Genomic DNA, 22,590 nt, shown 5'->3' on the forward strand with positions numbered 1-22,590 from the left:
TTTTTTGTTGAAATCCATTAAAATAAAGTGAAACTTCTTTTATGTAATCACACTTTGACAAAATGACGCTGGAAAAAGGATAGGAGTTTTATATGCTATATTACCGCACCTATGTGAAAGACGAATCTTTGCCCTGGGTAACCTTTGTGCATGGCGCAGGGGGAAGCTCTGCAATTTGGTATAAACAAATGAAGGCCTATAAAAAGTATTTTAATGTACTGCTGGTAGATTTGCGTGGCCATGGGCAGTCCGGCAGAGGTACTTGGGAGGATGGGGATCATTTCTCAGAAGTGTCCCGAGAAATTATTGATGTGCTGGATCATTTGCGTATCGAAAAAGCCCATTTTGTTGGAATATCTCTGGGAACCATTGTGATTCAAACGATTGCCCAGGAGCACCCTGCGAGAGTTGCTTCCATGATTCTTGGCGGAGCCATCACGGAATTGAATTGGCGGACAAGATTTCTAATTGCCATTGCCAATGCCACAAAGTACATTCTGCCTTATATGCTTCTTTACCGCTTGTTTGCCTGGATCATTATGCCAAAGAAGAACCATCTTGAATCAAGACATGCTTTTGTAAGGCAGGCAGCGAAAATGTGCCAAAAGGAATTTATCAATTGGTTATCACTGACCAAGTCGGTAAATCCTTACCTTGAAAAACTCCAATCGAGCATTTCCTATATTCCTACCCTTTTCATTATGGGGCAGGAGGACCACCTGTTTATTAAGTCTGTTAAAACAATCGCCCAAAAAGCAAAAACGGCTACATTTAAGGTAATTAAAGGTGCGGGGCATGTCTGCAATATTGACGAACCGGACTTATTTAATCAGATTACGATTGAGTTTATCAATAGACAAAAGAGAAGATTGGCCTCATAAGAAAAGGCTCTTTTGGTAAAGGTTTTTGTTTTTAGCTATCTAAATTAGAGATGGTGCTGATTGATTGGAGTGGAAGGTGCTCGACTCCTGCGGGAGAAGCGTGTGGAAGGAGACCCCCCGATGTTCGCTGAGTACCTGCAACGGAAATCAACAGACAAGGTTAATTGTATTTAAAAAGCAACAAAGTATGCGAAAACAGTCATTGAAAAAGATCCCTAGTAATAGGGATCTTTTTCAATGACAGAAAATTTTTAAGAATGGGAAAAAAGCTGATTGACATTTGGGAGAAGCGATGATAATCTTACCAATATGGAAAAAAATGAAAAGGAGGGGTACAAAATGATCTTATACCATCATCTTCAGAAAATAGCTGAATACAGAAAAATTGTAACCTCTCCTATGAATAAAATAAAAATGTAAGCAGGTATTTTCTGCACTTTTTTAGGGAGCACAGGTTACGATTCGTAACGTGGGCTCTTTTGTCTTTTAAGACATATCGCATGCCGCGGTATGTCTTTTTTTTGCCTTAATAAGCAATACCAACTTTGATAACTGTCTAGCTCTGGCGCCCTATCGACTCGACGTGCTTCCTTCACCTCGTCTGCGATAAGTCAACATCGAATCGCTAACGCTCTTCGTGTTTCCTTTATCTCAAAAAAGGAACTCAGACTAAAAGCGCCACGTCCTGTGGCAACGTCTGAGTGACCCACATCCTGTGGGCCTCAGTCCACCACGCTCCGTCGATGGGCAAGGGCGCCTCCGCTTTTATTGAGAGCTGCAGGCTATGCCTGTTTCCATATACTATTGCTTGAAAAAGCGCGCTGCTGTTGAACAGCAGAAAACAAACATAAGGAGGAGATTTACATGATTGCATTAAGAATGGAAAGAAAAGCAGTTTTGCCAGAGGATCTCGACGGCGGCTAGTTAAGGATCAGTTATTGGTTAGGTGAAGCAACGGATTGAATTAGATGTTTAACCCGTGGGCTTCCTGCCGGAAAGGGGAGAGAACTTTGTTTTCAATTTTAGGGAAATTAAGCTGGTTTTTTAAAGAAAACTGGAAAAGGTATGCGGTAGCAATCACCCTGTTAATCATTGTCGGCATCCTGGATGTGATGCCTCCGAGGCTTGTAGGGATGGCGATTGACGATATTCACCTGGGTGAAATGGATCGTGCAAATATTATGGAGTACCTGGGTTTATTGGCATTAATCACTATCGTGTCCTATGCCATTACGTATATTTGGATGTATCAGCTCTTTGGCGGGGCATTTCTGGTAGAAAGAAAGCTGCGGGCACAATTTATGGGCCATTTGCTGAAAATGACTCCAACATTTTTTGAAAAGAATCGTACCGGTGACTTAATGGCCAGGGCGACAAATGATTTAAAAGCCATTTCGGTCACTGCCGGATTTGGGATACTAACACTCGTGGATTCAAGTGTTTTTATGCTGACGATTCTGTTTACTATGGGGTTTTTAGTGAGCTGGAAATTAACTTTTGCAGCCATTTTGCCTCTGCCTATTATGGCTTATTTGATAAAGGTATACGGCAAGAAGATTCATACCCGATTTATGAGTGCGCAGGATGCATTTGGAGAGCTGAATGATCGGGTCCTCGAATCGGTATCGGGAGTGAGGGTTGTGCGCGCTTATGTACAGGAAAGAGCCGATCAGCAGCGCTTCCATAATCTTACCGAGGACGTTTATAAGAAAAATATTCAAGTGGCCAAAATTGACTCTCTGTTTGAGCCAACCATAAAAGTCATTGTTGGTCTAAGCTATCTTATTGGGCTTGGATACGGGGCTTATCTTGTTTTCCATCAATCCATTACATTGGGCCAGCTTGTTTCTTTCAATGTGTATTTAGGAATGCTGATTTGGCCGATGTTTGCAATCGGAGAATTAATCAATGTTATGCAAAGAGGAAACGCCTCACTCGATCGGGTACAGGAAACCTTATCTGCAAAACAGGATATAAAAAATCCGGAAGAACCTTCCGTTGTTGAATCACCAGATAATGTTTCTTTTGCAGATGTACACTTCCAATATCCTTCATCCAAAGCAGCAAACCTGAAAGGGATAAAATTGCATATTGAGCGGGGGGAAACGCTGGGAATTGTCGGAAAAACAGGCAGCGGGAAAACCACTTTTATTAAACAGCTGTTGAGAGAGTATCCAGCGGGAACCGGTACACTTTCAATTGCAAATGTCCCGATTGTAGATCAGGAACTAGAGAGAACAAGGGGCTGGATCGGTTATGTTCCCCAGGATCACGTTCTTTTTTCAAGAACTGTACGAGAAAACATCCTTTTTGGAAAAAAGGATGCGACTGAAGAGGATATGCAAAAGGCCATTGATTTGGCGGCCTTCCGCAAAGACCTGGAGATGCTTCCAGAAGGGCTGGAAACGCTTGTCGGCGAAAAAGGGGTTGCTTTATCAGGAGGTCAAAAACAACGGATTTCCATCGCTCGTGCACTTGTAAAAGATCCGGAAATACTCATACTGGATGACTCGCTGTCAGCAGTTGATGCAAAAACGGAGAAAAATATCATCGATAATATTCGATCTGAACGAAAGAATAGAACAACGATTATCACAACCCACCGGATGTCGGCTGTCCAGCATGCTGACCACATTATCGTCCTCAATGAAGGTGCAATTGTTGAAGAAGGCACACATGAGGAGCTAATGGCCAGGAATGGCTGGTACAATGAGCAATTTGAAAGGCAGCAAACCCAGGCTGCTGCAGATGAGGAGGTGCTCTCATGACCACAGGGAAGCGGTTATTCCACTATGCCCTTCATTATAAAAAAATGATTATTGCTGCATTGCTGATGCTAACGGTAGCTGTTGCAGCGGATCTCGCAGGGCCATTTATCGCAAAGAAAATGATTGATGACCATATCCTTGGCATTGAATCTGTCTGGTACCAGACACAGGGGGATAAAGAGGCAGTGCCGTACGATGGCCATTTTTATAAAAAAGAACAAAATATCTCTAATGGAGAGCAAAGAATAAACCAGGCCCGCATCCTCCAGGTGGGCAGCCAATTTATTTTTGTAAATGGGGAAGTTGCTTTTGATGGGAACAGAGCCTTTAAAGATGGTACGCTCGTAATAGAAAAGGGCGGACAAACAGAAGCTTACGAAGGAAAGGTACTGACCATTGATGAATTAATGCAATTTTACAGGCCGGAGATTCCGAAGATTTTTAAGCTGCTGGCCTTTTACTTTTGTATGTTGGTTATAGCTGCATTCTTTCAGTATGGGCAGCGCTTTTATCTCCAGAAGTCGGCAAACAGAGTAATTCAAAAAATGCGGAAGGATGTATTTGGGCAGATCCAAAGGCTTCCAATCGGTTATTTTGATAATTTGCCTGCCGGCAAGGTGGTCGCCAGAATTACGAACGATACGGAAGCAATCCGCGAATTATACGTAACCGTATTGGCCACTTTCTTTACAAGCGCCATTTATATTTCTGGTATTTATATCGCTTTATTTATTCTAAATGCCAAGCTTGCGGCAATCTGTTTAATCCTTCTGCCGATTCTTTATGTATGGATGGTAGTGTACCGTAAATATGCATCCAAATACAATCACGTCATCCGATCCAGGGTTAGTGATATTAACGGAATGATTAACGAATCGATTCACGGAATGAACATCATCCAGGCATTCGGCCGGGAAAAAGAGACACAAAAGGATTTTGAAAAGCTGAACACAGAGCATTTTACGTATCAAAATAAACTTCTAAGCCTGAATTCGCTGACCTCCCATAATTTAACCGCAGTGTTAAGGAATATAGTATTCGTAGCATTTATTTGGTATTTCGGGGGAGAATCCTTAAAAGCATCATCTGTAATCTCACTCGGGATGCTATACGCTTTTGTCGACTATATTAACCGTCTATTCCAGCCGGTACAGGGTATTGTGAATCAGTTAGCCAATTTGGAGCAGGCTCTTGTAGCGGGAGACAGAGTATTTAGCCTTCTTGATGAAGAAGGCATTGATGTAAGCGATAAACAAATTTCTCGCTATAAAGGAAATGTTACATTCGACCAAGTGCATTTTGGCTATAAAGAGAGAGAATATGTATTAAAGGATATCAACTTTGAAGCGAAGCACGGAGAAACAGTGGCGCTGGTCGGACATACCGGATCAGGAAAAAGCTCAATTATGAATTTGCTGTTCCGTTTTTATGATAGCCAGGAAGGCAGGATTATGATTGATGGCATGGATATTAAAAAAGTTCCTAGGCAGGAGCTTCGCAAACATATGGGCATCGTCCTGCAGGATCCGTTCCTGTTTACCGGCACCATTGCTTCAAACGTCAGCCTTGATGATCCTAATATCTCGCGTGAGAAAGTGGAAAAGGCTCTGAAGGATGTTGGGGCAGATAAAATTTTTAAGCATCTTGAGAAAGGCTTTGATGAGCCAGTTATTGAAAAAGGCAGTACGCTATCCAGCGGGCAAAGACAGCTCATTTCCTTTGCGAGGGCATTGGCCTTTGACCCCTCGATTTTGATACTGGATGAAGCAACCTCAAGCATTGATACCGAAACGGAAATGATCATACAGGAAGCAATGGATGTGCTGAAAAAGGGAAGAACAACATTTATCATCGCCCACCGCTTGTCAACCATCCGCAATGCAGATCAAATTCTCGTTCTGGACCGAGGAAAAATTGTTGAAAAAGGAAACCACGAAGAATTAATGATGCAAAAGGGAAAATATTATCAAATGTATCAGCTCCAGCAGGGCTCATCACTTGCGGGGTAAGAAGAGAAAGCGCCGGATGGCGCTTTCTTTTTAAACTTGTCAGTGGAAATATAACGGCAAGAACTTGATTTTGTGATCGTTAAAACAGGATTTTCAGGATTTTAAAAGCAAAACTACTTTAAACAGCAAAATATTGACTGAAAACTCAAAAATTAATGTTGGAATACTCTTTTTTCCAGATATTAGCTAAATTCCAGTTTTATCCGTGAAAAAATCATTATAACAGCGAAATTTCGATTTTCCCTGTGAAAATATTTAATTAGCCTTTCATAATAAGAGCACTGTCTTGTCCATACAAAATTCACTTCTCTGACACAGAATCGTACCGAGACACATGTTCCAGATAAGAAATTCCATGATAGTTTTAAACTATCATACATATCTGGAGGGATGAGCGTGGAGGAATTTTCTATTACCCTGGCGATAGCAAGTATTATGGTACTTGGTTATTTCATCGGTTATACGATTGTAAAAGCATAGCTGCCGGCTGCTTCAGCCAGGCAGTTTTTTTGTGGCCAAATTCTCATTCAATCCAAATTTTATCATTAAAGTTTGAAATTCAGGGAAAAGAATATATATGTAGCATAGTGAAACTTTAAGGAGGTATGAAGTTTGTCTGATTATCGGATCGAGAGGGATACGCTCGGTGAGGTTAAGGTTCCTGCTGATAAATATTGGGGAGCGCAAACGCAGCGGAGCAAGGATAATTTTAAGATCGGCATTGAAAAAATGCCGATGGAAGTCATTTATGCTTATGCAATAGTTAAACGTGCCGCTGCAGTGGTAAATAATAAGCTCGGCAAGCTGCCTGATGAGAAAAAAGAAGTTATCACAAAAGCATGTGATGAAATTATTGAACACAAATTTGATAGCCATTTTCCTTTGGCAGTCTGGCAGACAGGAAGCGGCACACAAACGAATATGAATGTAAATGAGGTTGTGGCGAAAAGGGCAAATGAGATACTGGAAGAGCAGGGACACTCAGGCATGAAAGTCCATCCAAATGATGATGTCAATATGTCTCAAAGTTCCAATGACACGTTCCCGACAGCGATGCATATAGCTTCCTATACCGAAGTGGCTGAAAACCTGCTTCCTTCATTGCGTGCATTAAAAAAGACGATTGAGGCAAAAGAAAATGCCTATAAAGATATTGTGAAAATAGGTAGAACGCATTTGCAGGATGCAACTCCGCTTACGTTGGGGCAGGAAATCAGCGGATGGCGTACAATGCTTGAAAAGAACGAAAAAATGCTGGAGGAATCCAGGCAGTACCTTCTGGATCTGGCGATTGGGGGCACTGCAGTAGGAACAGGTATTAATGCAGATAAAACATTTGGAGAGAAAATGGCAAAGGAAATATCCAATCTTACAGGCCATCCATTCCGCTCTTCCGAAAATAAATTCCAGGCTCTGACCAGCCATAATGAAATCGTCCATGTGCACGGTACATTAAAAGCGCTTGGGGCGGATCTCATGAAGATTGCCAACGATGTACGCTGGCTGGGAAGTGGTCCTCGCAGCGGGATAGGAGAACTATCAATTCCTGCTAATGAACCTGGAAGCTCTATTATGCCTGGAAAAGTAAATCCCACTCAAAGCGAAGCCCTGACTATGGTCGTATGCCAAGTTTTCGGAAATGATGCTTCCATCGGATTTGCTGCGTCCCAGGGCAATTTCGAACTAAACGTATTTAAGCCAGTTATCATTTATAATCTCCTTCAAAGCATCAGCATCCTTGCTGATGGAATGGCTTCATTCAATGAAAAATGCATGGCAGGACTTGAAGCTAATGAAGAAGTAATTCATGATCATGTAAAAAAGTCACTAATGCTGGTAACTGCCCTTAATCCCCATATTGGATATGAAAAAGCGGCGGAGATCGCGAAGCTGGCTTTCAAGGAAAATACAACATTAAAGCAAGCTGCATTAAAAACGGGCTATATTACAGAAGCACAATATGATGAGTGGGTTGTACCGGAAAAGATGGTGTAAATGAAAAGGCCCCCCTTACAAGAGGGGGGGCCAAGCCATATTTATTCAATTGTTATCTTGCTTAGTTTATTAGAAAGAACCGCCGCCAAGCTGTTGTTCAGCCATTTGTACAAGGCGTTTTGTGATTTCTCCACCTACAGATCCGTTAGCGCGAGAAGTTGTTTCTGCACCAAGGTTTACGCCAAATTCAGTTGCAATTTCATACTTCATTTGGTCAAGTGCTTGTGATACTCCTGGTACTAGTAATTGGTTTGAGGAATTGCTTCTGCTAGATGATTGGTTGTTCATGTGATTTCCTCCTCATAAATTTTTGTTGGATTTGGTTGGGTTAGCTGGAATTGCACCAGCGCAAGGATTAAATCCTGCTCCACTGCCTGGCTTAACCCATCGGATAAGGTATGTGGCGGCTTGTTGCCGCTGTGTTTACTCTCTATTATGTTTGATTTATAAAAGTTTATTCTTTTATAAAAACGGGAATTTTTTCCAGATAGAGTTGCTGATTAGCAGCTTTACATAACACAGCCGAAACAAACAAACGATATAAGAAAGAAACTTGATAAACGAAAGTGAGAGGTTTTGAAAATGGCTATTTGCCCTGTTTGCAATGGGTTTGAAAAACTAGAAGCTACCTGCAGCTCCTGCGGAAAAAATATGGAGGATAGTGGAAGAATCATGGATTTTTACGATGATTACAGCGCCTATATGCCGATTGACCAAATGAAGCTGGAAGATGGCTATCCACAGGACTATCAAAAAGAGGAATGTCCGCATCTTTTGAAATGTCCCTCATGCGGCTATGACGAAGTGAAGTTTATTAAAGAATAAAAGTGTATAAATTTTTTCACAAAATTGAAAACCCCCGTCATTCCGGACGGGGGTTGATTTTTCATTTATTCTTTTATTGAGCGGATTCTGTTTTCAGTGTTGGCATCAAAGAAATGAGCTTTGTTCATATCGAATGCTAAATCAAGGTTTTGCCCAGGCTTAATATCTGTCCGGGAGTCTACACGCGCAACGAAATCCTGGCCTTCAATACTTGAGTAAATCATTGTTTCAGCACCAGTCAGCTCGGAAACATCGATGCGGGCATTGATTTTTGAACCCGTGGAAGCATCAATAAAGACAGGCTCGTCATGAATATCTTCTGGGCGGATGCCTAGAATAATATCTTTGCCTACATAGCCTTGTTCACGAAGTACCTTCATTTTGCCTTCTGGAACGGCCACTTGTGTTTGGCCGACAACAAATTTGCCATCCTCAAGCTTCCCGTTGAAGAAGTTCATAGCAGGCGAGCCAATAAAACCGCCGACGAATACGTTTTCAGGTTTTTCGTATACTTCTTTTGGCGCACCAACTTGCTGGATAAGCCCATCTTTCATAACTACTAGGCGAGTTGCCATTGTCATGGCTTCTGTCTGGTCATGTGTCACATAGATCGTTGTTGTTTGCAGACGCTGGTGAAGCTTGGCAATTTCTGCACGCATTTGTACGCGAAGTTTTGCATCAAGATTTGACAAAGGCTCATCCATAAGGAAGACCTTTGCGTCACGGACAATGGCACGGCCTAAAGCTACACGCTGGCGCTGACCGCCTGACAATGCTTTAGGCTTGCGGTCAAGATATGGTTCAAGACCAAGGATTTTAGCTGCTTCCTTTACGCGGTGGTCGATTTCGTCCTTTGGAAACTTGCGGAGCTTAAGTCCGAAAGCCATGTTGTCATATACGGACATATGCGGGTAAAGTGCATAGTTCTGGAATACCATCGCAATATCACGATCTTTAGGCGGTACATCGTTCACACGCTTTTCATCGATATAAAAGTCGCCTTTGGAAATTTCCTCAAGGCCAGCAATCATGCGAAGTGTGGTAGATTTTCCGCAGCCTGAAGGCCCGACAAACACGATAAATTCTTTATCCTGGATATGAAGATTGAAATCTTCTACTGCTGTTACTTTATTGTCATAAATCTTGTATATATTATCTAATTTTAGTTCAGCCATTTGGGTAACCTCCCAGTTTTTTTTGCTTACACTCAGTTTAAAGGAAATATGGCTAATCCCATATGGCCAAACTGCACAAAATTACTGAAAGCGGTTTTATGCAATGTGTTCAAATTTAGTGCTGTTCATACAGCAAACAAGCCAGGTATACTGTCACGGCACAGTAAAAGTCTTTTAATTGAATGCCTGTTTTATCCGTGAATTTGTCCAATCTGTATTGCAGGGTGTTTCGGTGAATATACAATTTCTTTGCTGTTAAGGAAACATTGGAACCATGTTGTAAAAATATCTTAATGGTATTTAATAGTTCTGGATCCTCTTTAAGAAATGACAGACGGGATAGCAGGCTTCTTTTTAAAAAAATATCCATGTTTGCCGCAACTAGAGACGGGAACGTCTTCTCGAATGAAAACACCCTTTCTGAAGGCAGCAAAGATGAGGCCTGTTCGAAAAAAAGCAGTTCTTCTTTAAAATGATTGGAGAAATCATCCCCAGGCCTATTTGGAACACCAATATAAAAATTTGTCTTTACAAAAAAGTCGCTTTCCAAAGCATTTGAAATGGCAAAGAAATCGTCTTCTGCAAGAGGCTCTTCAAATTCTTCAACAATGACGCCCTTTGACGGTTCATTCCATAAAATAATAATATCCTTCTCAAAAAAACCTTTAAAAGCAGCCTCCATATCTTCGCGTACCCAGTCGCCCTGGGCAGTTTTAAATTGAATAAGCCGGTATGGAAGATCCCTTGCACTTTTGGGAACACTCCCATTAGAAAATAAAAAATCAAACCATGTTTGTGCAGCAGGATTATGATGATGAGAGATATCATGAAAATCAAATAGGGTTTTCAATATCATCAGGCTTTCCTCTGAAACATCTTTGGCCGGTAGGCCAAGCCATTCTCCAGTTTCATGATAATAAAACCAGTATGTGTTTGAAAAATAGTGGAAATCAGGCTTTACTTCCATTAGGATAGAGCTAGGATATTTGCCATGTAATTTTTTTAACATATTTTTATCCCTTTAATTTGATAAATTTTTGTGTTTCTTATATTATAGCAGTTATAATTTAATTGAAAAAACTATCGTGCAAACAGTCTTAGTTTTTATAAATGGGGAAAGAAAGTTAAGGGGTGAGATATATGGAGTACACACCAGAAATGAAAAATCGCTTGAAAAGGCTCGAAGGACAAGTTCGGGGCGTAATCCGTATGATGGAAGAAGAAAAGCATTGCAAGGATGTTGTCACACAATTATCCGCAGTCCGCTCAGCGGTTGACCGTGCAATGGGATATATTGTAGCAAAGAATCTTGAAACTTGTATCCGGGATGCAAACACAGAAGGCAAAAATGCTGAAGATGCAATCCAGGAAGCAGTTAACATGATTGTAAAAAGCAGATAATAATAGTCTGTTTATCAAACATAAGAGGCACCTGAACGGCATTCGTTCAAGGTGCCTTTTGGCTGTTCAATCTGCTTTATAAGGCGGCTCTTCCTCATGGAATTCCCTGGCCTGTTCGATATTAACTTCATCACCGCGTCCATGCACAGACCCGCCTGATAATCCTTCGTTAATGATTCTGTCAATGTCCACATAGGCTTTATCCCGTCCTTCATTACCTAAATCCTCTGGCACCTGCCGGTTCTTATCTTTGTCCATCGTTTTCCCGCTCCTTTTTTTGAAAATCATTCTGTAGCGGTTATTTTTCCAAGATAAGCAAGAATCATACAAAGGATTAAGTGGTATACCCAGCAGACTGTTTACTGATCATAAACATGAAATAACATTAGTTCGTGTATCTGCGATTTCAGCTCTTCCTCCCGGCTGGCTGGTTTGCCGGATGTCCATTCAATTTTGCCATCGGGATGGTAAATGCCCGTTATCTTTTGCTTTTTGAAATAGAAGGAGAATGTCCATCCTGGCAGTTGCTTATTTTCATATAAAGGCTTGAATTGAAAGTGTGTCAACATTTGGCTGCTGCCTCCCGACTATCTTTTGTGAATTTCCAGTTTATTGTCCAAGTAAAAGGGAATTGAATAGATGTAGAAACATTTTAACATTAAAAGGAGGTAAAAATGATGAAAAGAAACAATAAATTTATGATGTCAGCCATGGCTCTTGGAGCAGCATATTTAATGAGAAAACCAGAAGCACGCCAGAAGCTTAAAGATCAATTTCAGTCATTTGCCGGTTCTTCCTCCAAGAAAAATAATGTGAAAACAACAAAAAGACCTATAACTACTTAATCATATGGCCTGTTGCGATTGGACAAGCATCTTGTGAAAAATCAACTCTGATTACACTATAGAAGATTTTGTGAAATCGCATAAAAATAGCCGTTCACCTGCCTGGTGTACGGCTATTTTTATTAAAAGCGCCATGTTTCGGCACTTTTTTCCTAAAATCCCGCCATATTGAAAAATAAGCGGGTGAGTTCTTGGATTCTCTTTGTTTCAATAGAAGTTTCATCAAAGCTCATAGGCTTTGCATTTAATTCATAAATAACATACCTGCCTTTATCAGTTAATCCCGCGTCCATTGAAAATTCTCCAAAGAAGCCTTTTTCTTTTTTTAGGAGCTTTCCAGCCTCTGCCACTGCCATATTAATAAATTCATCATGTTCCTTTGTCTGCACCTTTTCATACGGGACCATTATGCCGCCATTAGGGATATGGGTGGTGATATCCTGATCCTGAGCCAGCCGAATACCAATGCCGGTAACCCGATACTCACCATTGCCGAAATGGGCCAGAATCCTAAAATCAAAGCGCTTGCCGTCAAGCTTGGCGGGGCTTATCGCTTTCTGTGCCAAATAAGGCTTGCCTGTAACCTGAAGACTCCATTCATTCCAAAAGCTTTCAAAACAACTGAAAGAAAATGAATGCTTAATCCCTGCCATGGTCAACTTTTTCCCATCCAATTGACTTAAACGATAGATTCCTTTGCCTTTTGCTCCCTGAATGGGTTTTAGGTAAATATCTCTGTGTTTCCCGATAAAATTCTTCAGCTCGGAATCACCAGTAACCAGGATTGTGTCCGGTATATGTTTTTGCAGATAAGGATGATCCAAGAAAAGCTGGCAAACCTCATATTTATCGAGAAAGCCGGGATTGAAAAACGGAATATTAAGCTCCTTAAAAAAAAGGAAGGCTTCGTTAAAAGAATCGGTTTGTTCAAGCTTCCGGAATGGGACTCTGTTATAAACAAGATGAGGAAGCGGGCAGCACGCCTGAATCCATTTGTCATGTTCGGGCAAATAAATATAACCGCTCACGGAATTTTCTTCTATGTCCTCTGCGGTAAAAACAAACGAAACCCCTTTGTTTTGCAGAATTTCTTTTTGAAGGGCTTTAAATAACGGACCATTGCCTGCTAGAGTGTTATCCTTTCCTTTGCCAGTCAGGATGCCTATAACCGGGCCTGCATTATGATGGTTGCTTGATAATTCAAAGGAAAGAGGTCTTTGTTCTGTTTCTCGATCACTGGACTTTAAAGGGAGGAGATTGCTGCCCAGGCTGGCTCCAGAATGACTGAACCACTCCTTGCTGGCCCAGTCATAAAAGACCCTCATCTGAAAATTTCCTCAGGTTTAGTGATGGACGCCTCTGCAAGGAAAACGGCAAATGAAAGTGAAAGCTTCCGGGTAAGAAGGTCAAATTCACGCAGCTGCGGGTGTTTAAATATAGATCTTCCCGGCTTGGAGTTTGCTTCAAAAAGCCATACATTCCCTTTGCGGTCCAGTCCAAAATCAAATCCAATTTCACCAATAATCCCTTCCATATTCCGTTCAAGGGCTTTGCTGATCTTAAGTGCTGCGGAAGTTAGTTTTTTCAGTGCCTCTTCCTTTTCGTCGGCTGATTCAAAAACTTCATCTAATGTCTTGATAACTCCGCCGCTTTTTACATGGGTCGTAACACTGCCCGGCCCAGCAATCTTTGCAGCCGTTGCGGTAACTTTCCATTCTCCATTTTCATCTTTATTGGTATGAATACGGAAATCGATTGGCCGCTGACCATGGCGCATTAAATGAATCCCTTGCTGGACAAGCATCCGGCTTAAATTTCTGCCTGCAAATACATTGCGCATTAAACTTTCCAGGCTGCTATACTTTCTTAGCCGGTTTTCATCCCGGTCTCTGTATCGGCAATAATAATTTTCTTCCTTTTTGTCATAAATAATTTGATGGATACCAAGGCCAAGGCTGCCATTAATCGGTTTTAAAAAAACATGGCCATAATCGGAAAGCATCCTTTCGATTATTGAAAAAGAAGAAAAAGGATGGGTTTCAGGCAAATATCCGCTGATCGATTCCTCATTTTGGAGCCTTTCGTATACATCCAATTTATTAAAGAAGCCAGGGTTATACCAGGGAATCAGATATTCCTTCTGGAGACGGTCACGTACTGCCTTAAGTTCGTTCTTTCTTTCACTCTTCCGGTTGGGGAGCCTGTCGTAAACAACATTTGGAAAAGGAATTTCAAAGGTTTCCCATCCATCCTGATGATAAAAAAGACCTTGGATGGTCCCTTGTTCCCAGTTAATATGCTGCTCACCGAATAAAAAGGGAATGGCTCCCACCGATTTCTTGACTGATAAAAGTTTGGCGAAAAACAAAGTTCTGTCGCCAATTGGCCTTAATGGAAAAGAGGTAAAACCCGATGTGAAAATCCCGACAAGCGGGCCAATAAACAGTGTTTCATTATTGGTGAAAGCGTGCAAGGGAATAGTTAAATCAGGAAAATTAAGAGCATCTGCTACATCTTTGCTTAGGACAATCGAGTTCTTCTTCGTTTTATGGAGTACGAAAGCAGCATCGACCGAATGTGTGCCAAATGCCAGCTTGGTTAAATGGGTATGAAGGTTTAGCTCATTCGGGATATAAACAGTTTGGGAGGCTGACTCCAGAATTTCAATTTGATACTGTTTTCGCATGATCCTGTCTCCTTTCATTTTGCCTGTAGGCTGCCAGGTATTTTGCGTAAAGGAGGGGAGCGGTATATAATTCTTCTTTTTTTTCAGGCTGGGTGTTTAGAACCGTTTTTCTCCCCGGCTTTGAGTTAACATCGAGAATCCAAATTGAGCCGTTATTTCCAACCCCTATATCTATCCCCATCTCAAATAATGGCGGGAGTTTATTTTCCAGGACAGCAGGAAGTGTATTTATAATTTCATTCAGCTCTTCACAAATATAATTTTGCATTGAAGAAGGAAAGGCAGCGATCCAGTCATTAAAGGAAATATTTGTTCCGCCTGCGCTTAAATTAGAAATGATGCCCCCATTTTTCCCTGTTCGGATTCCCCGGCCTATTTCTTTCCAAGTGCCTTTTGAATCCTTTTGCAATAAAATCCTTATATCATAGGGCTGGCCTTCTTTATTTGAAAGATTCACATAAGGCTGTATGAGATATTGCCGCTTTGCTGTCAGCCTGTTCAGCCAAGCAACTGCCTTTTCCGGCTTTTCGAAGCAATGGGCAATCTGTCCATCCTTCTTATCCGTTTTAACCAGAATATCTTTGCCGGCTTTTTCAATATTATAGATTCCCTGTCCCTGAGATCCGCTCGCAGGCTTTAGAATAAGGGGCTGATCAGGGCGCAAGCTTTTAATGAATTTTTCAGCACTTGTAAAAGGATCTGTTATTAACAGATAGGGTGAAATGCTTGAATGGGAAAGAAGTTCGTATAATTCAAGCTTATTAGGCAAGCCGTAGCCAAGAAAATGGATATCATTTCTAGCTTTCAGCCAGTTTACAATGGACATGCACTGCTTTGAGTGGGGATCCTCTCCATAAAAACAGCGGTCATACAGGATATCAGGAGCTGGAAACTCCTTTGGCTCCCATTCGCCTAAACTTGGATTAAAGAAGTCACCGCTGATTTTTTCCGAAATGGGATTGATATCCGAAGGGACGAAACGGAAGCAGTCAATGCCGTATTTATTGGCCCTTTTAGCCAATTCCAGAAAGTAAGATTTTTCATTGCGTTTATTTAATGTCATGATTCCGAATGAAAGCATTCTAGTAATCCTCCTTTGCGGGTATGCCTGAAAAAGATAAGGCCGCAGCATATTCGATCAGCGCTTTGGCGGATGGCCTTATTCTTTTATCACTATCTTCAAAGTTTTTCGAGGGCTTCGAATTGACCTCAATGATCCATAGCTTTCCATTTTTGTCAACGCCTATATCAATGCCAAGCTCACCTATCAGCCCATTGCATTTTTGGCTGATTATGGAGGCTGTTTCAACCGCAAGTTCTTTCATCAATGCAAGCTGCTGAATAGCAGTTTTTTGATCTGACAAAATTGAAAAAATTTTTAATGGCTTCATGATCTCACCGCCCCTTGCGATATTGGAAACAAATTGCTGCTCAGCAGAGATTCTTGCAACCGCTGAAGTGGCTTTCCAAGTATCCTGAAAATTTTTGTGGCAGAGAACACGGAAATCTAGCTGCCTGTTTTTATAGGTTTGCAGGGGGATTGCCTGCTGAGCTAAAAAAATTCTTTTCTTCTTCTGCTGCTTAAACCATTGGGAAAAACGGGTATAGTTCTCAAACAGCAGCGTCTCTTCCTTGCGGTTCCCAGATGATAATTCTGCTAGGATTTCTTCCCCATTTAAGGTTATTCTGATTATATTCCGGCCCTGGCTTCCATGAATCGGCTTTAGATACAGGGATTTGTGCTTATTTAATAGTTCTTTGATCGAATGTTCGTCTGCCATAATGGTTTCAGGCAAGTATGGCTGCATATGTTCTTCGGAATAAAGCAGATTGTGAACTTCTTTTTTTGATAAAAAACGATCGTTAAACAGGTGAATGAAAAGTGTGCTTATGCTGTTTTTAAATGATTGGAAGAGAGTGCTGGCTTCAAGCGCTCTGGAGTGAATCCGGTTGTATATGACCTCTGGAAGCGGAACCTCACTTTTTATCCACTGGCCTGCTTGAAGGCAATAACCCTGCAGTCTGCCTTCTTCGTAATCCTTGAAGTGGAACACATAAAAAAGGCCGCCCATATTTGACACAACCTCATGTAGCTCCTCGCAGAAAGCATGAATGGAGCGGAAGTCTGGTTCTGTACCCTTATCATTCAAATCTGTCATGAGGCCAATAACAGGCCCGAGAGAAATGGAGTGCTCTTTTTTGGAATAACTCGCAACAAAATCGAGCTCCTGGATGGGAAGACAGCATTCCTGAAACAGCCGATCACTGAGAAAAAGCTCATCCTTGGTAATACTTGCTCCTTCAATGGTAATCTGTATGGAGCGCCTCCCAATGTTCAGCATATGGGGGATATGCAGATCTATATTCCAGTAATGGATAAGAGAATGGCTAATTTGAATGTGATACTGATTTTCTTGAAACATTTTTACCGGAACAATCGTAATAGGCAATAAAGAAACTGACATGATCATTCCTCATTTGCTCGTCTTTATGTGTGCGCGTATAATGAAAAAATAGGCAAAAGCTGATACGGTATCGTATGTAAAAGGTTAAAAAATGGTGCAACGGCGGAGCGGAGGGAATGCGGACAGGCAGGGCAATCCGCTTCCGCTTTTCTAAATTTCTGCATGGAAGGTAGATGTAAATGCAAATCGCAATCACAATTTTATTTATGATTATAATAGGGGCCATCATCGGTGGATTTACCAACTCTCTGGCCATTAAAATGCTATTCAGGCCTTATAAGCCAATCTATATAAAAAATTGGAGAGTCCCATTCACTCCAGGGCTGATTCCGAAGCGAAGGGACGAGCTGGCAGGACAAATGGGAAAAATGGTAACAGATCATTTGCTGACACCGGAAAGCATTCAGCGGAAATTTTTAAACGAAGGCTTTCAAAAGGATATGACCGGGCTTGTCCAAAAGGAATTGGAAAATCTTCTGAACACTGAAAAGACACCAGCTGAACTGCTTACGGTTCTGGGGATTGATGATGCACAGCATAAAGCTGAGGATAAGCTGAATCAGTTTGTTGAGGAAAAATATGAAACCTTAATGGTGAAATACCGGAGTAAACCGTTAAAGGAAGTTATTTCACCGGAAATCATCCAAAAAGTAGATGTGAAGCTGCCTGTCATTTCCTCTTATATTCTGGAAAAGGGAGTCGACTATTTTTCAAGCATCGAAGGAAAAATGCGCATCCAAAGAATGGCTGATGACTTTGTCCGTGAGCGTAGCGGAATGCTTAGCAATATGCTGCAAATGTTCATGGGAAACATCAATCTAGCGGATAAGATCCAGCCGGAAATCGTCAGGTTTTTAAAAAGTGAAGGAACGGCAGAACTTATCACGACAATATTGAAAAAAGAATGGGATAAGGTGCTTGATTGGGAAGCAGAACGGATTGAAGAGCAGTTTGAAAAAGAAAAGCTCGTTAATATGATCAAAGGTTTTGTACAAAAAGTGGTAAAGCTTGATGGAATATTCCAGACACCTCTATCTAAGCTGACGGTTTCATACAGGACAAAGATAATTGAAGAGATAGCGCCGAAAAGCGTTGAACTGCTTGGCAGCTGGCTGTCCCGCCGCATTGATGTTCTTATGGAGCGCCTGCACCTTGCGGAAATTGTCCGTCAGCAGGTGGAAACTTTCTCAGTTGAACGACTTGAAGAAATGGTCCTGTCCATTACAAAAAGCGAACTGAAAATGATTACCTATTTGGGCGCATTGCTTGGCGGTGTGATAGGGCTTTTCCAGGGAATTCTGGTTATTTTTATTAATTAGAAGGTATCGCCTCGCGTTTACTGTCATAGTTTGTTATAGTGGAGTGGATGTTCAAAGTACGGGAAATAGTTTGTTTTATTATTCTCCTTTTTGAACGAGAACCGGAAGGAGTGTTTAAAATGGCAGTAAATTTATATGATTCAGCCTATGAACTTGAGAAAGCAGTGCGTGAAAGCGATGAATACAAGGCTTTAAAACAAGCGTACGATGATGTGAATGCAGATCCATCTGCAAAAACAATGTTTGAAAACTTCCGCAATATTCAAATGGAACTTCAGCAAAAGCAAATGATGGGCCAGGATATTACGCAGGAAGAAGTAGAGCAGGCACAAAAAACAGTAGCGCTTGTTCAGCAGCATGAGCAAATTTCAAAGCTTATGGAAGCAGAACAGCGCATGAGCATGATGGTAGCTGAAATGAACAAAATTATCATGAAGCCTCTTGAAGAGTTATATGGTGCTGCTGAATAAATAGTTGTATTAGAACTCCCGGTAATGCATCCGGGAGTTCTTCTATTTATATGGAACAGGATACTGTGTTCGTTTTTTCCAACTTTTTCAGATAGATCTTTTACAGCGGCATTTCTCTGTATTAAAGATTCTTTGAATTGGGTAACTTTATGATAGAACATGGAAAAAGGAAAGAGGGAACAGAATGAAAAAAGCCATTTTTCTTGACCGGGATGGTGTTTTAAATGAGGTTTTGTCTGACAGAGTCAAATTTGTCAACATGCCGGAACAGCTATTTTTGCTCGAAGGCGCAGCCGAAGCAGTTGCCGATTTGACAAAAGCAGGTTATGAGATCTTTGTCGTGACCAATCAGGGCGGCGTCGGATTGGGGTTTTTAAAAGAAAGAGAATTAAAGAGAATCCATGAAAGGCTGCAGGTGCTTGTTGCAGAAAAAGGCGGCCATATTAAAGAGGTAGCTTATTGTCCGCATAAACCAAAAGCGGGATGCGAATGCCGTAAGCCAAATGCAGGCATGCTGCTGGATCTTGCAGAAAGGTATAATCTCGATCTTGCTAATAGCATTATGGTTGGCGACCACGAGCGTGATATTGAAGCAGGTAAGAAGGCAGGCTGTAAAACAGTTTTTATTGGATCAGACCCGACAAAAGCAGATATTCGGGCACCTTCGCTGTTTGAGGCAGTAGGAGATATTCTGGAGTTGCTTAAATAAGAGAGTAAAAGCCGCTTCCCAGATTGCTGGAAGCGGCTTTTTATTTTACGATAATTGCCTAATAAACTAGCGTGCTCCGCCAAGCTGCTGCTCCGCCATTTGCACAAGGCGTTTAGTGATTTCTCCGCCTACAGAACCATTTGCTCTTGAAGATGTTTCCGGGCCAAGGTTCACACCGAATTCTGTTGCGATTTCATACTTCATTTGATCAATTGCCTGACTGACTCCTGATACTAAAAGCTGATTAGAATTGTTGCTTCTTGCCATGTAAATCATCTCCTTTGGTGTAGTTTTCTTGATTGTTACAATCATAGCTTTAGAAGGGAAATTAAAATTTATTCATAGTTATTTCTGGTAATTTAAGGGATTTTTATTGTTGGCAAATTTGTTATACTTTTCATAGAAGCAAAAAGGGGGATGGGAAATGAAGAGAAGGGTTGTGCTTGCGGGAGGAAGTGGTTTTCTAGGCCAGGCGCTTGCCGATCATTTAAAAAGAAGAGGCTATACTGCAGTGATCTTGACAAGAGGCAGTTCGGCTGATAAAAACGGGATTACATATGTACATTGGGACGGCAGAACGCTAGAGGATTCTTGGGTTCGTGAAATTGACGGCAGTTATGCCATCGTCAATTTTACAGGGAAAAGTGTTAATTGCCTGTATACAAAAAAGAATCGGGAAGAGATTATTGCTTCAAGGATGGATTCAATCAGCATTTTGATGGAAGCTGTTAGGAAAAGTTCATCACCGCCGCAGGCTTTTGTTCAGGCAGGTTCTCTTGCGATTTTTGGAGACACCGCCGATGTATGTGATGAGGATGCAGCTCATGGCGATGGATTTTCAGTTTCCGTCTGCCAGCAATGGGAAGAAGCCTTTTTTAGTGAGACATTGCCGAAAACAAGGCAAGTCATGCTGCGAATCGGATTTGCGCTCGGGAAAGACGGCGGGGCACTCGGTCCTCTGCAAATGCTGGCCCGTTATGGACTGGGCGGTACCATAGGGTCCGGCCGCCAATATATCAGCTGGCTTCATATGGACGACCTGAATGCTATGTTTATGGAGTCCATAGAAAATGAGAACTATGAAGGCATCTATAATGCTACTGGAACGGAACCTGTTACCAATAAACAATTCATGGGGGTTTTACGAAAGGTTATGAACAAAGGCTGGGCTCCGCCTGCACCCACAGCATTGGTAAAACTGGGGGCATATACGATCATGAAGGCTGACCCGAGCCTGGCGCTGACGGGCCGGAACTGCATTCCGAAGAAACTGCTCGATCAAGGATTTAAATTTAAGTATACAAATCTGGAAGCAGCATTGCGAGATCTTATTTAAGAGGAAAACAGACGTGCTTTGGCAGCACGTCTGTTTTTCGGAAAAATCTATCATACAGATAAGAATGCTGATAAAAATATTTATAAACAGCATCCCCATGAGGAAATGCAGTTGAATGGTATCAATACATAAAAATGATAGCCGTTCACCTGCACTTCCCCACGCTGGTATTATCCAGATCGGGTCATAAGGGTCAGAACGGATTGTTCTTCTCAGCCAGAAGCTCCCTTAATGCAAACTAATATGAAGTTTTTATTTGATCCATCTTAATACGTGAAAAATAAATTGTAAATGGATAATTTATATTTCTTTGATTTAAGAAGTCCCTTAAATTGAAATACAAGTGCCAAAGCATACAAGCTAAAGAAAAATATTTGCATTGTCCATGTAATGTTCTAATCTATTCCATCTTCTCATAAAAGTGTAATAGGACAATTTTACACCGAGAATAGGGGGCAAATTAGATGATATACCGAATGCTTGCTTTAAATATTGACGGAACACTTCTTCAATCAAATGGAAGACTTCATAAATCCACTAAAGAAGCGATTGAATATGTACAGCAAAAAGGAATTTACGTAACGCTTGTAACCTCAAGGAGCTTTCCTTCTGCAAAGAAAGTGGCAAAAGCGCTGAAAATTAATTCTTTGCTGGTCACACATAGGGGGGCTTATATTGCTGCTTCCCAGGAAAAGCCGATTTTTGTAAAACACATACAGGAAGATGAAACGTTTGAAATCGTGCGCCTGCTTGAAGGCTTCACATGCCAAATCAGGCTGGTGCACGAAAAATATTCCCTGGCAAACAAAACAAAACTAAATACCAATATGCTTGCCAAAACAGTATTTACTACAGGTGATCCCATCTTTTACTCCCAGCAATTTGTAGATTCATTGAGTGATACCATTTTGGATGAACCTGTCACACCTCCAAAAATTGAAGTCTACTTTGAAGATAAAGAGGACCTTCAAGATGCTCAGGCTGCCATTAAAGGCATGTTTGAAAAGACCGATACCATTAAACTGAATGACCTGCGCATGGATATCGTTCCGGCAGGAGTATCCAAGCTGAACGGATTGCTCTATTTGGGTGAACATCTGGGAATCTCAAGAAACCAAATGGTCGTTATCGGCGACTCTATAGATGACCTGGAAATGATCGAAGCAGCCGGTCTCGGTGTGGCAATGGGCAATGCCCCGGCGGAAGTGAAAAAAGCTGCCGACTGGCTAACCCGATCCAATAACCAGAATGGAGTCAGCTACATGGTCAAAGAACACTTTCGCAAGCAGCATCCAATTGAATTCCTGAGGAAAATGAATCTATTAAAATAAAGCGAACAAAAGAGAGTGCGATTATGAGAATCGGCTCTTTTTTGATGTGAAAACCAATGCATAAAGTTGGGAAATTGACACAAGTATGAGCGATAAGGACGTAAAATGCAGTCTGACACGATGCATAAAAGTGGGGAGACGACGCAAAAGGGGGAGAACAGCGCAAAGAGTCGTGAAAATGACGTAATAAAGTGCCAGGAGGACGCAAGCCCATTCAGGCACGACGCATAAAAGTAGCAGAACGGCGCAAAAGCAGGATTCCGGCTTAATATATAACAATGCCACCATATACCCTTCTAAGCAGTTTTCCAATCTAATCTTTTCCCCTGTATTGACCTCCTTTACCCGTTTCTGTACACTTAAAGAAGTTTGTCA

22 protein-coding genes and 1 riboswitch are annotated in these 22,590 nt (G+C 41.5%); of the genes, 12 read left to right on the forward strand and 10 right to left on the reverse strand.

The features are described from left to right. Positions 1–92: 92 nt before the first annotated feature. The 4 genes from IQ19_RS15740 to fumC all read left to right on the forward strand — a co-directional run bounded on the left by IQ19_RS15740 (position 93) and on the right by fumC (position 7,653). Positions 93–881: an alpha/beta fold hydrolase gene (locus tag IQ19_RS15740; RefSeq protein ID WP_144543331.1), complete on the forward strand. Its 789-nt coding sequence runs from the start codon at positions 93–95 to the stop codon at positions 879–881. A gap of 1,010 nt (positions 882–1,891) precedes the next feature. Beyond that, positions 1,892–3,649 carry an ABC transporter ATP-binding protein gene (locus IQ19_RS15745; protein WP_144543332.1) on the forward strand — a complete coding sequence of 586 codons (1,758 nt, stop codon included), beginning with the start codon at positions 1,892–1,894 and terminating at the stop codon, positions 3,647–3,649. Then, positions 3,646–5,658, forward strand: coding sequence for an ABC transporter ATP-binding protein (locus IQ19_RS15750; protein ID WP_144543333.1), 2,013 nt, complete (start codon positions 3,646–3,648; stop codon positions 5,656–5,658). Before IQ19_RS15745 ends, IQ19_RS15750 begins: the two co-directional genes overlap by 4 nt. Before the next feature lie 612 nt (positions 5,659–6,270). Continuing rightward, the gene (gene fumC, locus IQ19_RS15755; protein WP_144543334.1) at positions 6,271–7,653 is read left to right on the forward strand and encodes a class II fumarate hydratase; all 1,383 of its coding nucleotides are present in this window, start codon (positions 6,271–6,273) and stop codon (positions 7,651–7,653) included. Between the two features lie 69 nt (positions 7,654–7,722). Here fumC and IQ19_RS15760 read toward each other — a convergent pair whose 3' ends face one another. Then, positions 7,723–7,941 (reverse strand): alpha/beta-type small acid-soluble spore protein, encoded by a 219-nt coding sequence (locus IQ19_RS15760; protein WP_009331467.1) that lies wholly within the window; start codon positions 7,939–7,941, stop codon positions 7,723–7,725. Between the two features lie 294 nt (positions 7,942–8,235). Between IQ19_RS15760 and IQ19_RS15765 the strand changes: the two genes are divergently transcribed. Beyond that, positions 8,236–8,478 carry a hypothetical protein gene (locus tag IQ19_RS15765; protein WP_110065483.1) on the forward strand — a complete coding sequence of 81 codons (243 nt, stop codon included), beginning with the start codon at positions 8,236–8,238 and terminating at the stop codon, positions 8,476–8,478. A 65-nt stretch (positions 8,479–8,543) separates the two neighbouring features. Here the strand turns inward: IQ19_RS15765 and IQ19_RS15770 are convergent, their stop codons facing one another. Continuing rightward, positions 8,544–9,653 carry an ABC transporter ATP-binding protein gene (locus tag IQ19_RS15770; RefSeq protein ID WP_144543335.1) on the reverse strand — a complete coding sequence of 370 codons (1,110 nt, stop codon included), beginning with the start codon at positions 9,651–9,653 and terminating at the stop codon, positions 8,544–8,546. 115 nt (positions 9,654–9,768) lie between these two features. Next, positions 9,769–10,662: a PucR family transcriptional regulator gene (locus tag IQ19_RS15775; protein WP_144543336.1), complete on the reverse strand. Its 894-nt coding sequence runs from the start codon at positions 10,660–10,662 to the stop codon at positions 9,769–9,771. Between the two features lie 131 nt (positions 10,663–10,793). On the opposite strand from IQ19_RS15775, the gene IQ19_RS15780 reads away from it, so the two are divergent. Further along, positions 10,794–11,054 (forward strand): metal-sensitive transcriptional regulator, encoded by a 261-nt coding sequence (locus IQ19_RS15780; protein ID WP_026583956.1) that lies wholly within the window; start codon positions 10,794–10,796, stop codon positions 11,052–11,054. Positions 11,055–11,120: 66 nt separating this feature from the next. Here the strand turns inward: IQ19_RS15780 and IQ19_RS15785 are convergent, their stop codons facing one another. Further along, the gene (locus IQ19_RS15785) at positions 11,121–11,312 is read right to left on the reverse strand and encodes a hypothetical protein (RefSeq protein WP_144543337.1); all 192 of its coding nucleotides are present in this window, start codon (positions 11,310–11,312) and stop codon (positions 11,121–11,123) included. A gap of 101 nt (positions 11,313–11,413) precedes the next feature. Next, positions 11,414–11,623, reverse strand: coding sequence for a YheE family protein (locus tag IQ19_RS15790; protein WP_144543338.1), 210 nt, complete (start codon positions 11,621–11,623; stop codon positions 11,414–11,416). A gap of 105 nt (positions 11,624–11,728) precedes the next feature. Here IQ19_RS15790 and IQ19_RS28135 point away from each other — a divergent pair, with 105 nt between their 5' ends. Then, complete coding sequence (locus IQ19_RS28135) at positions 11,729–11,899, forward strand: hypothetical protein (protein ID WP_199749487.1); 171 nt, start codon at positions 11,729–11,731, stop codon at positions 11,897–11,899. Between the two features lie 152 nt (positions 11,900–12,051). On the opposite strand, the gene IQ19_RS15795 is transcribed toward IQ19_RS28135, so the two are convergent. From IQ19_RS15795 to IQ19_RS15810, 4 genes are read right to left on the reverse strand one after another with little or no spacing between them, the layout of a single operon-like run. After that, a complete protein-coding gene (locus IQ19_RS15795) occupies positions 12,052–13,224 on the reverse strand; it encodes a YheC/YheD family endospore coat-associated protein (RefSeq protein WP_144543339.1) in 1,173 nt (390 codons plus the stop codon). Next, on the reverse strand, positions 13,221–14,585 hold the full coding sequence (locus tag IQ19_RS15800) for a YheC/YheD family endospore coat-associated protein (RefSeq protein WP_144543340.1): 1,365 nt from the start codon (positions 14,583–14,585) through the stop codon (positions 13,221–13,223). The genes IQ19_RS15795 and IQ19_RS15800 overlap by 4 nt, the downstream gene beginning before the upstream one ends. Further along, positions 14,563–15,666 carry a YheC/YheD family endospore coat-associated protein gene (locus IQ19_RS15805; protein WP_144543341.1) on the reverse strand — a complete coding sequence of 368 codons (1,104 nt, stop codon included), beginning with the start codon at positions 15,664–15,666 and terminating at the stop codon, positions 14,563–14,565. The genes IQ19_RS15800 and IQ19_RS15805 overlap by 23 nt, the downstream gene beginning before the upstream one ends. 1 nt (position 15,667) lies before the next feature. Further along, positions 15,668–17,050 (reverse strand): YheC/YheD family endospore coat-associated protein, encoded by a 1,383-nt coding sequence (locus IQ19_RS15810; protein ID WP_144543342.1) that lies wholly within the window; start codon positions 17,048–17,050, stop codon positions 15,668–15,670. 179 nt (positions 17,051–17,229) lie between these two features. Here IQ19_RS15810 and IQ19_RS15815 point away from each other — a divergent pair, with 179 nt between their 5' ends. The 3 genes from IQ19_RS15815 (at position 17,230) to IQ19_RS15825 (ending at position 19,548) form a co-directional block, all read left to right on the forward strand. Further along, positions 17,230–18,369: a DUF445 domain-containing protein gene (locus IQ19_RS15815; RefSeq protein ID WP_144543343.1), complete on the forward strand. Its 1,140-nt coding sequence runs from the start codon at positions 17,230–17,232 to the stop codon at positions 18,367–18,369. A 119-nt stretch (positions 18,370–18,488) separates the two neighbouring features. Continuing rightward, positions 18,489–18,839: a YlbF/YmcA family competence regulator gene (locus IQ19_RS15820; protein WP_144543344.1), complete on the forward strand. Its 351-nt coding sequence runs from the start codon at positions 18,489–18,491 to the stop codon at positions 18,837–18,839. Positions 18,840–19,023: 184 nt separating this feature from the next. Then, positions 19,024–19,548, forward strand: a complete 525-nt coding sequence (locus tag IQ19_RS15825; RefSeq protein WP_144543345.1) for a D-glycero-alpha-D-manno-heptose-1,7-bisphosphate 7-phosphatase — start codon at positions 19,024–19,026, stop codon at positions 19,546–19,548. 66 nt (positions 19,549–19,614) lie between these two features. On the opposite strand, the gene IQ19_RS15830 is transcribed toward IQ19_RS15825, so the two are convergent. Beyond that, entirely contained in the window at positions 19,615–19,815 is a 201-nt protein-coding gene (locus tag IQ19_RS15830; protein WP_144543346.1) for an alpha/beta-type small acid-soluble spore protein, read from the reverse strand. A gap of 157 nt (positions 19,816–19,972) precedes the next feature. Between IQ19_RS15830 and IQ19_RS15835 the strand changes: the two genes are divergently transcribed. Together IQ19_RS15835 and IQ19_RS15840 are read left to right on the forward strand one after the other, a co-directional pair. Then, entirely contained in the window at positions 19,973–20,884 is a 912-nt protein-coding gene (locus IQ19_RS15835) for a TIGR01777 family oxidoreductase (RefSeq protein ID WP_144543347.1), read from the forward strand. Positions 20,885–21,023: 139 nt separating this feature from the next. Next, positions 21,024–21,124, reverse strand: a riboswitch (TPP riboswitch). A gap of 224 nt (positions 21,125–21,348) precedes the next feature. Beyond that, complete coding sequence (locus IQ19_RS15840) at positions 21,349–22,215, forward strand: Cof-type HAD-IIB family hydrolase (protein WP_144543348.1); 867 nt, start codon at positions 21,349–21,351, stop codon at positions 22,213–22,215. Positions 22,216–22,590: the final 375 nt, after the last annotated feature.

The organism is Cytobacillus oceanisediminis, from assembly GCF_007830235.1.
GTDB lineage: Bacteria > Bacillota > Bacilli > Bacillales > Cytobacillaceae > Cytobacillus > Cytobacillus oceanisediminis.